16 protein-coding genes are annotated in these 12,758 nt (G+C 59.6%); 11 read left to right on the top strand and 5 right to left on the bottom strand.

Features of this window, described 5'->3' with window-relative positions; genetic code table 11:
* Positions 1–8: 8 nt before the first annotated feature.
* The 7 genes from CFBP6623_RS03090 (at position 9) to CFBP6623_RS03120 (ending at position 5,278) form a co-directional block, all read left to right on the top strand.
* Positions 9–1,583, top strand: a complete 1,575-nt coding sequence (locus CFBP6623_RS03090; protein ID WP_080842208.1) for a Na+/H+ antiporter subunit D — start codon at positions 9–11, stop codon at positions 1,581–1,583.
* Entirely contained in the window at positions 1,580–2,059 is a 480-nt protein-coding gene (locus CFBP6623_RS03095) for a Na+/H+ antiporter subunit E (RefSeq protein ID WP_046798624.1), read from the top strand. Before CFBP6623_RS03090 ends, CFBP6623_RS03095 begins: the two co-directional genes overlap by 4 nt.
* Entirely contained in the window at positions 2,056–2,442 is a 387-nt protein-coding gene (locus CFBP6623_RS03100; protein ID WP_046798625.1) for a cation:proton antiporter, read from the top strand. Before CFBP6623_RS03095 ends, CFBP6623_RS03100 begins: the two co-directional genes overlap by 4 nt.
* Complete coding sequence (gene mnhG, locus CFBP6623_RS03105; protein WP_046798626.1) at positions 2,439–2,771, top strand: monovalent cation/H(+) antiporter subunit G; 333 nt, start codon at positions 2,439–2,441, stop codon at positions 2,769–2,771. The genes CFBP6623_RS03100 and mnhG overlap by 4 nt, the downstream gene beginning before the upstream one ends.
* A 433-nt stretch (positions 2,772–3,204) precedes the next feature.
* Positions 3,205–3,633: a MucR family transcriptional regulator Ros gene (ros, locus tag CFBP6623_RS03110; protein WP_003497181.1), complete on the top strand. Its 429-nt coding sequence runs from the start codon at positions 3,205–3,207 to the stop codon at positions 3,631–3,633.
* A gap of 396 nt (positions 3,634–4,029) precedes the next feature.
* On the top strand, positions 4,030–4,452 hold the full coding sequence (locus CFBP6623_RS03115; RefSeq protein ID WP_046798627.1) for a helix-turn-helix domain-containing protein: 423 nt from the start codon (positions 4,030–4,032) through the stop codon (positions 4,450–4,452).
* On the top strand, positions 4,445–5,278 hold the full coding sequence (locus CFBP6623_RS03120; protein ID WP_062653673.1) for a DUF6456 domain-containing protein: 834 nt from the start codon (positions 4,445–4,447) through the stop codon (positions 5,276–5,278). Before CFBP6623_RS03115 ends, CFBP6623_RS03120 begins: the two co-directional genes overlap by 8 nt.
* Before the next feature lie 3 nt (positions 5,279–5,281).
* On the opposite strand, the gene CFBP6623_RS03125 is transcribed toward CFBP6623_RS03120, so the two are convergent.
* Both CFBP6623_RS03125 and CFBP6623_RS03130 read right to left on the bottom strand, forming a co-directional pair.
* Complete coding sequence (locus tag CFBP6623_RS03125) at positions 5,282–5,698, bottom strand: SufE family protein (RefSeq protein WP_046798629.1); 417 nt, start codon at positions 5,696–5,698, stop codon at positions 5,282–5,284.
* Positions 5,699–5,892: 194 nt separating this feature from the next.
* Positions 5,893–6,318, bottom strand: a complete 426-nt coding sequence (locus CFBP6623_RS03130; protein ID WP_046798630.1) for a DUF5330 domain-containing protein — start codon at positions 6,316–6,318, stop codon at positions 5,893–5,895.
* Positions 6,319–6,803: 485 nt separating this feature from the next.
* On the opposite strand from CFBP6623_RS03130, the gene CFBP6623_RS03135 reads away from it, so the two are divergent.
* The 3 genes from CFBP6623_RS03135 (at position 6,804) to CFBP6623_RS03145 (ending at position 9,855) form a co-directional block, all read left to right on the top strand.
* A complete protein-coding gene (locus CFBP6623_RS03135; protein WP_046798631.1) occupies positions 6,804–8,333 on the top strand; it encodes a sensor histidine kinase in 1,530 nt (509 codons plus the stop codon).
* A complete protein-coding gene (locus CFBP6623_RS03140; RefSeq protein ID WP_046798942.1) occupies positions 8,305–9,219 on the top strand; it encodes a peptidoglycan-binding domain-containing protein in 915 nt (304 codons plus the stop codon). Before CFBP6623_RS03135 ends, CFBP6623_RS03140 begins: the two co-directional genes overlap by 29 nt.
* Positions 9,220–9,501: 282 nt before the next feature.
* Positions 9,502–9,855: a DUF1491 family protein gene (locus CFBP6623_RS03145; RefSeq protein ID WP_046798632.1), complete on the top strand. Its 354-nt coding sequence runs from the start codon at positions 9,502–9,504 to the stop codon at positions 9,853–9,855.
* Positions 9,856–9,877: 22 nt separating this feature from the next.
* On the opposite strand, the gene CFBP6623_RS03150 is transcribed toward CFBP6623_RS03145, so the two are convergent.
* Positions 9,878–10,822 carry a DUF2336 domain-containing protein gene (locus CFBP6623_RS03150; protein WP_232370432.1) on the bottom strand — a complete coding sequence of 315 codons (945 nt, stop codon included), beginning with the start codon at positions 10,820–10,822 and terminating at the stop codon, positions 9,878–9,880.
* 554 nt (positions 10,823–11,376) lie between these two features.
* Here CFBP6623_RS03150 and CFBP6623_RS03155 point away from each other — a divergent pair.
* Positions 11,377–11,565 carry a hypothetical protein gene (locus tag CFBP6623_RS03155; RefSeq protein WP_046798634.1) on the top strand — a complete coding sequence of 63 codons (189 nt, stop codon included), beginning with the start codon at positions 11,377–11,379 and terminating at the stop codon, positions 11,563–11,565.
* Positions 11,566–11,585: 20 nt separating this feature from the next.
* Here CFBP6623_RS03155 and CFBP6623_RS03160 read toward each other — a convergent pair whose 3' ends face one another.
* Together CFBP6623_RS03160 and CFBP6623_RS03165 are read right to left on the bottom strand one after the other, a co-directional pair.
* The gene (locus tag CFBP6623_RS03160; RefSeq protein ID WP_046798635.1) at positions 11,586–12,134 is read right to left on the bottom strand and encodes a DUF1254 domain-containing protein; all 549 of its coding nucleotides are present in this window, start codon (positions 12,132–12,134) and stop codon (positions 11,586–11,588) included.
* Positions 12,127–12,714, bottom strand: a complete 588-nt coding sequence (locus tag CFBP6623_RS03165) for a DUF1214 domain-containing protein (RefSeq protein ID WP_046798636.1) — start codon at positions 12,712–12,714, stop codon at positions 12,127–12,129. Before CFBP6623_RS03165 ends, CFBP6623_RS03160 begins: the two co-directional genes overlap by 8 nt.
* Positions 12,715–12,758: the final 44 nt, after the last annotated feature.

Genomic DNA, 12,758 nt, shown 5'->3' on the forward strand with positions numbered 1-12,758 from the left:
AGACAGACATGGCTTCCTCCACCCCTTCCGCAGTTACCGATCTTTCCGCAGCACTCGTCATGGCACCCTTGCCGCTGTCCGACTGGCTGATCATCCTGCCGGTCGCGCTCTGCATCGGCACCGGCGCGGTGCTGATGATGATGCGCCACGCCATTCGCCACCACGCGGCCGTTGCCGTCGCCGCGCTCTTCCTGCTCGTGCTTCTCGATGCAGCGCTTTTGTGGAAGGTCGCGACGCAGGGTCCGTTCACCATGGTCATGGGCCGCTGGCTGCCGCCTTTCGGGATCGCATTTACCGCCGATCTCACCGGCACGCTGCTGTCGCTCGCGGCTGCCATCGTCGCGCTCGCCGGTGCCATTCATGCCGGCAGCGATATCGACTCAAGCGGCAGGCGATACGGGTTTTATCCGTTCCTGATGCTGCTGATGGCCGGTGTCACCGGCGCTTTCCTGACGGGTGATCTGTTTAACCTCTATGTCTGGTTCGAGGTGCTGTTGATCTCGTCCTTCGGCCTGATCGTGCTCGGCTCAACGCGCGAGCAGATCGACGGGGCGCTGAAATATGCCATCCTGAACCTCATCGGCACCACGCTGTTCCTGATCACGGTCGGTTATCTCTATGCCATCTTCGGCACGCTCAACATGGCCGATATCGCGCTGAAGGCGAACGGGTTGCGCGGAACCGCGCCGCTGATGACGCTCGCCAGCCTCTTCGCGCTCGCCTTTGCCATGAAGGCCGCCGCCTTTCCGGTGAATTTCTGGCTGCCCGCTTCCTATCACACGCCACGCATCGTCGTGTCGGCGCTGTTCGGCGGGTTGCTCACCAAGGTCGGCATCTATTCGCTGCTGCGCGTCATGGTCATGCTGTTTCCGGTCGAGAGGGAGGAGCTCAGCATCGTCATCGCCGTTTCCGCAGCGCTGACCATGGTTCTGGGCGCGATGGGCGCACTCGCCCAGAACGATATCCGCCGCATGCTCGGTTACATCGTCATTTCAGGCATCGGTTACATGATGGCCGGCATCGCCATCGGCACGCCGTCGGGCGTGTCAGGCGCGATCTTTTACGCGCTGCATTCCATGGTGCTGATGACGGCGCTTTATCTTGCCGCCGGCCATGCCGCCCGTCTCGGTGGCGGCTTCAGCCTGACGGCGCTCAGCGGTCTTTACCGGCAGGCTCCATGGTTTTCGGCGCTGGCGCTGGCGCTGTTTTTCGCCGGCTCCGGCCTGCCGCCGTTTTCCGGCTTCTGGCCGAAGGCGGTGCTGGTCAAATCGGCGATCGATATCGGCGCCTGGTGGCTCGCCGCCGCCATTCTCGTCTCCGGCTTCATCGCCACCATCGCCTTCGGACGGATTTTCCTGCTGTGTTTCTGGCGCCCGGCAACGTTGGCAGGCCAGCCGCCATTGCAGGCACAGTCCTCTCTGGCGGTGCCCTCCGTCGTGCCGCTGCTCGGACTGACCTTGCTGGTGGTATTTTTCGGCCTGTTCCCGGAAAGCCTGCTCAGTCTCAGCCAGCAGGCTGCTGCGGGGCTCGGTGATCCTCAGGCCTATATCCAGTCGGTCTTTCCCGAGGGAGGCAAACCATGAGCCTCTATATCGTCCTGTCGATGTTCCTCGCCATCTGGCTTGCCATAACCGGCAGCGTCACGCCGGCGAATATCGTTTTCGGCGTCATCGTTTCGGCACTGGCGCTCGGGCTTATCCGCCATCAGATACCCAGAGGCAACAATCACTGGCTGCGGCTGACGCGAATACTGTCGCTCGTGCTGCTGTTCTTCAAGGAACTGGCGCTGTCCGCCTGGAAAGTGGCGGTGCTGGTGACGCGGCCGAAACTCGACGTGCAGCCCGGCATCTTCGCCTATCCGCTGACGGTGACGACGGACTTCCAGATCACGCTGCTCGCCAATCTCATCACGCTCACCCCCGGCACGCTGTCGGTCGATGTATCCGAGGACAGGAAAACGCTCTACGTCCACGCAATCGATTGCAGCGATATCGAAGCCGCAAGGAACGACATCCGCAACGGCTTTGAAAAAAAGATCATGGAGGCGTTTCAGAAATGACGCCGGAACAAATAGTTTCATTTGCAACTATACTTGCCTCGGTTGTACTCTCGGCAGCCTTTTTGCTGACAGTATATCGTGTTGTCATCGGGCCGACCCTGCCGGACCGGATCGTCGCACTGGACATGCTGGTCGGCATCGCCATCGGCTTCATCGCGGTCATCGCCATCCGCACCGGCTTCACTCTTTATGTCGATATCGCGATTGCGCTCGGGCTTGTCGGTTTTCTGGCAACGGTGGCCTTTGCCCGGTTCGTGCTGGCGCGCGGCGCAGATGGCGGACGGAAGTCGAAGGCGGTTCTGGATGGCGAAAGAGCGTCGGAATCCATTGAAAAAAAATCGCAAAATCAAAATCTTGGCAAAAAGCGAAAGGGCGGAAAATGACCGGCTGGCTGGTGGCTATCCTCGTTGCGGCACTGACGGTCTCGGGAGCCGCCTTTTCACTGATCGCCGCAATCGGCCTCAATCGCCTGCCCGATGTCTATACCCGCATGCATGCGGCTTCCAAGGCGGGAACGGTGGGGTCCGGGCTTCTGCTTCTGGCCGTGGGCATTCATTCGATGGACTTGTCGACGCTGGCACGGGCGCTTGCCGGCTTCTTTTTCTTCATTCTGACTGCACCGGTCTCTGCACATCTTCTGGCTATGGCCGCTCACAAGGCAGGTTATCCGCTTCATGTTAAATCGGTAGTTGATGACCTCAAGAAAATTTGAAGTTGAAAATCCCCCTAATAATAGGGGGTGTTCATTTTCAATTGCTACTTGGCATAGTATTTTATTACCCGTAATTTTTTGTATTGCCATTAGACTGTTTTGAACTGAAAAATTCACAATAGCAATTTGACTTTTGCTGTTTTGCTGTTATCCAAATTAAGTGTAAAGTTGCTAATCGCGATTTGCATCTAGCCTCTTCATAGTCGGCATAGACATTTTATTAATGTCTAATCTATGGTCCATAAGACCATTGCTGCCCATGTCGCGGGCCATAAGTTGAATCTCGGATCAATACGTTTCCGGTTTTCGCTTGAAATCTAGGGGTAGATTTCACGTTGGTTTCAACAGGGCGAAGGTGGGGCACCGGGTAACTTCACATCGCTCGAAGCGGCGTTCGTCCGCTTCCGGGGATAAATAAACAGGAGATACTTAAATGACGGAAACTGCATACGGTAACGCCCAGGATCTGCTGGTCGAACTGACGGCGGATATTGTGGCTGCCTATGTTAGCAACCACGTCGTTCCGGTAACAGACCTTCCCGGCCTTATTTCGGATGTTCACACGGCACTCAGCGGCACCTCGGCACCGGCATCGGTGGCGGTCAATGTCGAAAAGCAGAAGCCTGCTGTCTCGGTTCGCAAGTCTGTTCAGGACGATCATATCGTCTGTTTGGAATGCGGCGGCTCGTTCAAGTCGCTGAAGCGCCATCTCACGACACACCACAGCATGACGCCGGAAGAATACCGCGAAAAATGGGATCTGCCGGTCGACTACCCGATGGTTGCACCCGCTTATGCCGAAGCCCGTTCGCGGCTCGCCAAGGAAATGGGTCTCGGTCAGCGCCGCAAGGCCAGCCGCTAATCGGATCTGCCTGTTCTTCTCCCCGCCGGGGAGAAGATGGCCAGAAGGGTCAGATGAGAGGGGGCAAGCTCTCAGCATATCGCCGACGTGGCTCCCCTCAACCTACCCGCTGCCGCACCTTCTCCCCGGCGGGGAGAAGGCGGCAAGCGGAGCCCGCCCGCTTCACATGTTTCCTTTGAAGCTGTCTTTCCCGCCACATGAATGTCCAGCCGGTCCGTCGACCGGCTTTTTTATTGCCGCGTCGAATCTTGTGTGAGGAAAAAAATCCTTTATCGCCCGCGGCATTTCTGCAAAAGTAAAACCATATCAAGCGTATATTCTCTCCCGGCAAATTCACGCTTCCCCACAGTCATTCTCAGGTGTATGAATTAATTCCTATTCGTAGAGGAGTTGCATATGCCGTCGGATATATTGCCCCTGCCTGTTCCAGCGCGGCCATGTGTGCCGGTCGCCGATCGTCATTTTCGCCGTTTTCCACCTGCCGCCGGGCGGGATGAGGTTGCCCGCATCTGCCGGCTGATCCGGCAGCTGACCACTGAAATGGTGCAGTTGACCGGTGAGCGGCTGGGCGCACGCCGCGACAGGCGGCGCAGCGAATGCCATGTCCGCCAGATCGCCATGTATGTGTGCCATGTGCAGCTTGGCATTCCCATGTCGGATATCGGCCCCTGTTTCGGCAGGGACAGAACCACGGTCGGCCATGCCTGCCAGGTTATCGAGGACCGCCGTGACGAGCCGGCCTTTGACGAATTCGTCGCTGCGCTGGAACGGTTGGCCGGCAGCATTTTCAATGTGATGAAAGGAGTGCGGGATGAGTGAGGCAACAGGCACTCCGGTCGATCCGGCCCTGCTGCGGCTTCTGCGTTGCATCGCAGCCGGCCCGGCTGAAATCCGCGAAGACGGGAGCGATATCCTCCTGCACCGAACGCGGGAGGGGCGTTCGGCACTGCGGTTGCCGGCGGCCCTGATGCAGCTTGCGCTCTCCTCCGGGCTGGTCGAGAGGCGGGAAGACAGGGTGTCTGCTGCGCCGCCGCTCGCCTCTTATCTCAAGCGCGCGATGGCGAAGGACCGGGACGAAATTTTTCAGGAGCAGCATCGGGATTTGCAGAGCGTTGTCGTTGATGTCGATGGCGACAGACAACCGGCCCGGCAGGACCTCAACACGTCGCCCCTCATGGCCTTCTCCCGCCTGAAGGAGCGGGATGGTACGGCTTTTTTTCCAACGGAAGCCTTGCAGGCGGGCGAACGCCTCTCGGCTGATTTCCATCGCGGCCATCTCAGCCCGAAGGTGACGGCAACTTGGGAGCCGCGAATAGCGAACCGAACAAAGGGGGAGGCGGGCGGCACACTTGATCTCACCGAGGCGGCGATGGCCGCACGGATCCGGTTTGCCCGCGCCGCAGATGCCGTGGGGCCAGAGCTTTCGGGCGTCGCCATCGATGTCTGCTGTTTTGAAAAGGGGCTGGAGGTGGTGGAGCGGGAGCGGCAATGGCCGGCGCGTTCCGCAAAACTCCTGCTCAGGGCGGCACTTCTGTCGCTCGCGAGACACTACGCACCGCCGCCCAGCCGCGCCAGCCGGACAAGCCACCATTGGGGCGAAGAGGATTATCGTCCGCCGATGGCGGCAATGACGCTGACACGGTAATGGTCAGGCGGCGAGCAGCCTTGCTTCTTCACGAATGCGCTTGACCATGGAGCGCAGACCATTGGCACGCTGCGACGACAGATGCTCCACCAGCCCGATCTTGTCGAACACCTCGATGGCATCGAGGCCGGCGATTTCGGAGGCCTTTTTACCGGAATAGACGGCAAGGACGATGGCAACGAGGCCGCGCACGATATGCGCGTCGGAATCGCCCTCGAAGGTCATGAGAGGGTCTTCCGCACCGTCGCTATGGCTGACGAGCCAGACCTGGCTGGCGCAACCCTGCACCTTGTTCTCAGGCGTGCGTTTGTCCTCCGGCAGATCGGGCAGCGCTTTGCCGAGTTCGATGACATAGCGATAGCGATCCTCCCAGTCGTCGAGGAAGGCGAAGTCATCAAGGATCGTTTCGAGAGAGGCCATTTGCGCGCCGTATCGTCCATTATTGCATGTCTTTGCTACGATATAGGGCAAGTGCGACCGGTTTTGAACCGTGCAGGCCATGAAAAAGCCCACGGAAAACAGGTTTCCGTGGGCAAGTTTGGCAGGCAGTCACGCAGACGGGCATATCCGGCTGCAGAGAAGGGGCGGCGCGGCGGTGCGCGACCGGGAAATAATCAGGGGGCAGGGCGCTTCTGCGGCAGGGGAATGACCGTGCCGGTCTTCAGCATGTCGGTATTTCCGGGAAATTCGACGCTGATAGCAGGCGCTTCGGCCAGTTTCTCGGTTTCGACAGCCACTTCGGCGGCGGGAGCGGTCTTGTCACCGGCGGCAAGCTGCGCGTCGAGCAGTTCATAGGCAACCTTGGCGCCTTCCTTTGCCCGCTCACCGAGCGCGTGGAAGGTTTCGGCGCCCTTGACGCAGACATCAGGCTTTTCAATGCAGATGGCGCTAACATAACGATAGGCCTCACCGGCGGCCGAAACGGCGCTGGGAAGATCGAATGCCGAAGGTTCCTTGGTGGGGTCGTTGTAGCTACCGAAATAGGACAGCGCCACCAGCACCAGCGAAAACCAGAATGTTCCTTTGATCAGAAACCACATTGTCAGACACCCTGCCAGATGATCTTTGTTTTGAAGCCCCGCCCGGTTTCGGGTCATTGGCCTTTGTCCCGTTTTTCGGGCTTGGGGAGAAGCTACAGGCGACCGGCGAACAGCCAATTGCAAAAAGCGGCGCAATTTAATTCAAATTGTATCTATTCTCCTCGCATCGGGACGTCTGCCCTCAATTCATTCGCATTTTAACAGTCCATGTTAAGCATAATTGCGACAGAGGCCGCGCGTTCCGGGGCAAAGCGGCGGCACGCTTTGCCACAAAGGTTAACACGATGGCAAAAATGAAGCGAAATCCGTCGCTTACCCGTCATTAACCATGATTGGCAAAGCTTCGAATAAATGCCCCGTATTGGGACTGCGGCGCATTTGAAGGCCGTTTGAGGCCATTCTTTTTATCCATTCCTTAAGCCGCCGCCTTCTATTGTCGGGACCATAAGATCCGCCTCAGGGATTTAGGTTTGGTATTGCGTAATATGAGAGAAAAAGCGGTCGCACTGGTCGACCATGCCGCGGGCAGATGGCTTGCGCGCATGGAAGAGGACGCTGAAAGGCGCGCCGGAACCATTGCGCGCCTGCGTCGGCTGATTGCCTTCGGCGCCGTCGGCCTTCTGGTTGTACCCGCCCTCTTCAGCCTCGTCTTCAGCCCCGCCATCGCGCTGCCCATCGGCGCAGCGCTGGTGCTGGCGCTGTTCCTGTCCGCTGCCGCTGTGTCGATTGCTTTTTCCCGGCCGCTGCATGGTTCGGCATCCTCCTCCGCCCCTGCGGCTGATGACGACCTTGTTGCAGCGTCGCAGGTGCCGGGCCTCGTGCTCACCATCAATGAAAACGGCCTTGTCGAACGCGTCTCCGGTCGTGACCGTGAGAAATTTCCGCTCGAGCTTCAGGCCTGCAAAGACCACGTCTTTGCCGAGTATGTTTATGTTTCGGACCGTATCGAGCTGATGCAGGCCTTCGACCTTTTGCGGCAGGGCGAGGACAAGGCCAGCGCCGAGCTTCGGTTTGAGACCGGCGCGAAATCGCGCCCGGCGCAGTTCATGCATGCCCGTATCGAGATGACGGCGATCCGCAGCACGGCCGGCCGACTTCGCCGCGTCGTTGCCCAGCTTTCCGATGTCACCGAGGTCGAACTGCTGCGCCGCGATGTCGCCCGCAAGGCGGCAGAGGCGGAATCGGCCAATGACGCCAAGTCGCGTTTCCTTGCCGCCGTCAGCCACGAGTTGCGCACGCCGCTCAACGCCGTCCTCGGTTTTTCCGATATTCTGGCCGGTGAATATTTCGGCCGGCTGGAAAATGATCGTCAGCGCGAATATGTCGGCTTGATCCGCCAGTCCGGCGCGCATCTCCTGTCGGTCGTCAATACCATGCTTGATATGAGCAAGCTGGAAGCCGGCCGCTACGAGCTGCTGATGGAAAGCTTCCCGATTGCCGAAACCATCTCGTCCTGCGAGGCGATGCTTGGCCTGCAGGCGAAGGAAAAGGGCCTGACTTTGACGAGCCGCATCCAGCGTGGCATCGGCGAAATCTCGGCCGACCAGCGCGCCATCCGCCAGGTTCTCATCAATCTGGCCGGCAATGCCATAAAATTCACCGATGCGGGTGGTGTTGTGTCAATCGACGCCGCGCGTGAAGGCAAGATGCTGAAACTCACGGTCAGCGATACCGGCATCGGCATCGCTTCCGACAAGATTGACCTGCTGGGCCAGCCCTTCATGCAGGTTCAGAACGAATATACCCGTCGCTATGAGGGCACGGGTCTTGGGCTGTCCCTGGTCAAGGGGCTGGTGGCACTGCATGGCGGCACCTTCGTCATCGCCAGCCAGCCCGGCGAGGGGACGGTCGTAACAATCATGTTGCCTGCCGATGGTTCCGGCATGGCGGGTGGCGAAGACGCCGAAACTGAACGCATGGTGGAATTTCCGCCGCGCATCCGGCAACTCGGCGAAATGGCTGCGATTATGAAGAAGGATGGTGACGATGGCCCCGCGAAAGCGAAAATCGCCTAAGAAAACAACGGCCCAGATTGGCGCCGGGTTTGTTTCCTTGGTGGTTGCGGCCATCGGGCGCGAAGTCCTGCGCCATCCGAAACTGGTTGGCGGCTGCGGTGCCTTCGCGGTCGTCTTCGGCTTTGTCGCGGCCAACGCGCTCTGGTATCAGCCGGGCATTCACCCGTCTCCCTTCCTGCGCACGCGCGATGCGGAAAACCCGAACGGGATCGCCGGTTATCGCCCGGCAGAGCCGCTCGGCACCCACGGCAACGTCACCACCTTTCGCATAGAGCGGCCGGCAGAGACGGAAGCGACGCAGCCACCCGCCGCCGAGACTGCGGCACTGCCGCCAGCCGAAAGCCAGAAGCCGCAGCAGATCGTTGCCGATATTCAGGGTGAACTCAAGAAACGCGGGCTCTACGAAGGCGACGCGGATGGCCGCATGGGGCCGAAGACCGCCGCCGCCATCATGTTCTTCGAAGAAACGCTCGGCATGGAACAGACCGGCGAACCGACGACCCGGGTGCTGGCAGCCCTCCGGATCGACGGCGCCACGGTTGCGGCAATTCCAAAGGACCGGCCATCCGACGCCAACACCGGCGGCGGAGTGGAAATCGACCCGGTCGCCGCCGCCATCCGCAAGGCGGAAAAGCCGCAGGTCAAGGCCGAACCAGCCTCCCTCAACAGCGCGACTGCTGGCGCAAAACCGGCCAGCAGCGCGCTGATCGCCAAGATCCAGCAGGGGCTGATCAATATCGCCTATGCCGACGTGAAGGTGGACGGTGTGGCCGGCCAGCAGACCCGCAACGCCATCCGTGCTTTCGAAAAACACTATCGCCTGCCGGAAACCGGTGAACCGAGCGAAGTGGTGCTGAAGAAACTGAAGTCGATCGGCGCGATTTGAGGTTTAAGCTTCAAGAGGTTGTCCGTTGACTGCGGGCCGGAGGTGCGTGGAGCTTACCCCCCTCTGTCCTGCCGGACATCTCCCCCTCAAGGGGGGAGATCGGCAAGCGGCGCTACCACCGCTTCATTCGCAGACGTTGAGATGGGCGAGATCTTGCCGCAGATCGATCTCCCCCCTTGAGGGGGAGATGCCCGGCAGGGCAGAGGGGGGTAAAGCCCCACGCGCCTTTGCCAAATCCAACATCGAGAGCACGTCTCACTGTTTCCATCGAAAGCACCGCCAATGCGCCTCAAATCCGAAATCTTCGTCTCCGCTCTCATCCGCCGCGTTTTCGCCGCCGGTGGATTTGCCGCTGTCGAAAAGAAGGGTGCGGAGGAGGCGGGTGCGATCTTCATCCGCCAGCGCCTGCGCGATGGCCGTGAAAATCTCTATGGACCGGCGCCGCAAAGTTTTGCCGATGACGAGGAAATCCGCGCCGAACGCCGTTTCGAAACGCGTCTTGCCGGTGCGGAGGGTGAGGAAAGTGCCGCCCTGCTAGAAAAGGAACGGCGCTTCGACAGCGATCTGTGGATCGTGGAGATCGAGACGGATGAGATTGGCACTCTGCTGACACTGGTGGACCAGCCGCAGGCTTAGACGGCCAAAGGCCGTTTATCCCTCACGTCCCGGTTTTGCGGGGAACGACGGTAATACGGCTCGGCCGCTCGCGGCCATGGGTATAGCTGTCCGCCCTGCGCCAGCTTTCCACCCGCTCTTCGGACTCGACGATGTCGAGACGGTCGAGCAGTGCTTCGGCGCGGCTCATGTCACCTTCTGCGGCGGCAAGGTGCGGATAAAAGCACTGCAAGACGAAAGCGGCTTCGGAAAACTCCATGCCAAGCCCGGTGAGCGTGGTCGCAAGCTGCGCGCCGGAAATATCGAGCATGATACGTTCCGACAGCCAGTAGCTGGATGACAGCGAATCCGCCAGCGCCACCGCAAACTGCCGGGCGTTACGCTCACGGGCGAAACGTACGAGCAGCGCTTCCTGCACCTCGCTCAGGCGGCGCAGACCAAGCACGTCACCTTCGGGGCGGTTGAGATGATGCGCCATCTGCTTGATCCGCTGACGCATTTCTTCTTCAAGTGCGGATACGGCATCAATTTTCGTCGTCGTCTCAGGAATGGCCACGTCCGCCACCTGCGGCTCGACGGCTTCTGCCACGATCTGCGGTTCGGCGGCAGTCGTCGGCTCATCCGGCCGCTTCAGATCTTCGGCATGGCGCAGGCCAACCAGCGCATCGATGACGGTGGGGGAGAGGTCTTCGCGGCGCACGATGGCGCGGGCATGCGCGGCACCCTGCGTGCGCGCAATGGTGATCAGCGTTTCGTCAGTGAGGCACCTCGACGCGATAAGGAAGGGGGCCGCAAGCGAAATCGGCTGGCAGGCGATGAAGAAGGCGACGGCCGAAGGCACGCTCGGATGCTGCGACAGGGCGGCAATCGCTTCCCGCTTGGCTTCTTCGGTAGAGGCGTTGAAAAGCGGCATGAAAAGTTCGGCAAACTGCCGAAGGTCCGTTTTTGACGGATGGGAAACATTCTCGAAATTCGTCACCGTGGCCATAAGCACCACATCTTTCTTCCTCACGGCTCTTGGCCTCTCAAGTTCTCGAAACCGGTCGGTCAACGCACTACCCAACAAACGCAAACACAATATCGGCTCAAATTAGAGCAAATCCGTTGACGTCCTGTTAACTATGGGGGGTGGCAAGAGATATTCTGCCTCTATCAACAAGGAAATTTTAAAACCTTCATGACGGAAAAAATGTCATGGAACTTTGCCGCATCGCCATTGTTTTCAACGGGTACAGCCCGGTCGGCGATAAATTGCCGTCCAGCGATTAGGGTTAACGGATCATTAACCTCTGTCTGTTTGTAATTTCATGGGCAGTATTAGGATTCCATGTTATTCTGACGTTCGGAATAAAAGCCAAAATGGCGGCGAAATGCCTGAATGTCCGCATAGTCCCGCGCTAAAGCCTTCTGCGGTTTTAGGGACATGCGAAAACCAGCCTGTGGGCTGGATTATGCGCAATGTGATGGTGATGAAATTCCCGACGCAAGACGAGGCTTGCGCGGTTCCCATGGGCAACATTGACTCCCGAAGAGGAGAGAAGCATGGCAGAGATTATTCCAATTGGTGACGCCCGACGAAGCCTGCGTCCCGCCGGCATTGCGGCCAGGGTAATCGGCCCCGCGAAGGTGGTGCTGTTTACCGGCGTGCGTTATGAAAAGCGCGAAACCGAGCCCGCGGGCAAGGTCGTGCGCAAGGGCAAATCCGTACCGGAAACTGCCTTGAAATCCTGATTATATCTGAAAGACCGGCGTTATTTCCACGGCGTCGGCTGGCATTTCGCTTCGTTCAGGAAACGTTCTGCCTCTTCTCCGAAACTTGGCTGCGGCACCAGGGTCCGCAACACCACATATCCTTCCGTCTGATCCGATTCCGCCAGAATGGCCTGTGACAGCGATGGCGGCTGCGCCTTGCGGATGGCGGCGATCTGCACCGCATCGGCGACCAGAATATCCATCACCCCGCCGGCAGACGTGCGGTCATTCATGCTGAACACCTCGTTCGAGGCCTTGTCGTAAACCGCGACCGACCAGAAGGGCACAACGCCAACGGCGGTGAGCCGGACGGGCTTTTCCTCAATATTGAACGTGCAGACCGCGACCCGCATGAAGGGATCGCCGCTGGCAAACGTCTTTTTCTCCGTCGTCTCTTCGAGCAGATGAAACAGATGCGGCTTTCCTTCCGCGACCGCGCGGGTATAGGCATCGCGATTGCTGAAATGCGGTATCGCCAGAAGAATGATGACGTGCAGCACGGCGGCGGCGACAAGGCCGGTGAGGATGGCGAGCAGAACCCTAAGCATTGCCACACCCCAGCTTGCGGATCTGCGGCATGGCGATGTCGATCAGGCCGGAACTGCCGGCAACCGGCGTGTCGAGCAGCGTCATGACCAGCTTGAATGTCTGGCCCTGCGGCACCGCCAGCCAGTTATAGGTCTGGGCGTCGGGGGCGATGGTGACGTCGATGCCGCCATCGGCGCTGCGCAGGAGTGTGCGGGAATTCAGAGCGAAGGGCCGCCCGGCATCTTCGGCCAGCACATTGCCTTGCTGATCGGCGGTATAAAGCGTCCAGAACCGTGAAGGCGGCACCGCGCCGGCCAGCCGGTAACGGCATTCGCCGCTGAGCCGCTGGCCATCGCTGTCGACGGAGGCGGTAAAGGCCAGCCCCTCGGTCGTGCCGTAAAGCAGCCTGCCGGCATCGGCGCGGTGCGATTTGGCATAAGGGTCAGCCTCGATCGTCTGCGCTTCGGGAAACGCATCCCAGGAACCGATGCGGATCGATCCGAAACCGGATGTCGCCTCAAGCGCCGCGAGTGTTACGGCAATACCGCCGCCAAAGGCGATCAGAAGGGCAATGCCGACAAGGAATGGAACTCGGAACACGCTGTTTTCCCGTTTTTGAACAGGTCGAGGACTATCACTGATTC

Origin of the sequence: Agrobacterium tumefaciens (assembly GCF_005221385.1) — a bacterium.
Classification (GTDB): domain Bacteria; phylum Pseudomonadota; class Alphaproteobacteria; order Rhizobiales; family Rhizobiaceae; genus Agrobacterium; species Agrobacterium tomkonis.

Bases quoted from the DNA above. Each gene is read 5' to 3' on its own strand.
- CFBP6623_RS03090 (WP_080842208.1), top strand. From the start codon at position 9: ATGGCTTCCTCCACCCCTTCCGCAGTTACCGATCTTTCCGCAGCACTC.
- CFBP6623_RS03095 (WP_046798624.1), top strand. From the start codon at position 1,580: ATGAGCCTCTATATCGTCCTGTCGATGTTCCTCGCCATCTGGCTTGCC.
- CFBP6623_RS03100 (WP_046798625.1), top strand. From the start codon at position 2,056: ATGACGCCGGAACAAATAGTTTCATTTGCAACTATACTTGCCTCGGTT.
- mnhG (WP_046798626.1), top strand. From the start codon at position 2,439: ATGACCGGCTGGCTGGTGGCTATCCTCGTTGCGGCACTGACGGTCTCG.
- ros (WP_003497181.1), top strand. From the start codon at position 3,205: ATGACGGAAACTGCATACGGTAACGCCCAGGATCTGCTGGTCGAACTG.
- CFBP6623_RS03115 (WP_046798627.1), top strand. From the start codon at position 4,030: ATGCCGTCGGATATATTGCCCCTGCCTGTTCCAGCGCGGCCATGTGTG.
- CFBP6623_RS03120 (WP_062653673.1), top strand. From the start codon at position 4,445: ATGAGTGAGGCAACAGGCACTCCGGTCGATCCGGCCCTGCTGCGGCTT.
- CFBP6623_RS03125 (WP_046798629.1), bottom strand. From the start codon at position 5,698: ATGGCCTCTCTCGAAACGATCCTTGATGACTTCGCCTTCCTCGACGAC.
- CFBP6623_RS03130 (WP_046798630.1), bottom strand. From the start codon at position 6,318: ATGTGGTTTCTGATCAAAGGAACATTCTGGTTTTCGCTGGTGCTGGTG.
- CFBP6623_RS03135 (WP_046798631.1), top strand. From the start codon at position 6,804: ATGAGAGAAAAAGCGGTCGCACTGGTCGACCATGCCGCGGGCAGATGG.
- CFBP6623_RS03140 (WP_046798942.1), top strand. From the start codon at position 8,305: ATGGCCCCGCGAAAGCGAAAATCGCCTAAGAAAACAACGGCCCAGATT.
- CFBP6623_RS03145 (WP_046798632.1), top strand. From the start codon at position 9,502: ATGCGCCTCAAATCCGAAATCTTCGTCTCCGCTCTCATCCGCCGCGTT.
- CFBP6623_RS03150 (WP_232370432.1), bottom strand. From the start codon at position 10,822: ATGGCCACGGTGACGAATTTCGAGAATGTTTCCCATCCGTCAAAAACG.
- CFBP6623_RS03155 (WP_046798634.1), top strand. From the start codon at position 11,377: ATGGCAGAGATTATTCCAATTGGTGACGCCCGACGAAGCCTGCGTCCC.
- CFBP6623_RS03160 (WP_046798635.1), bottom strand. From the start codon at position 12,134: ATGCTTAGGGTTCTGCTCGCCATCCTCACCGGCCTTGTCGCCGCCGCC.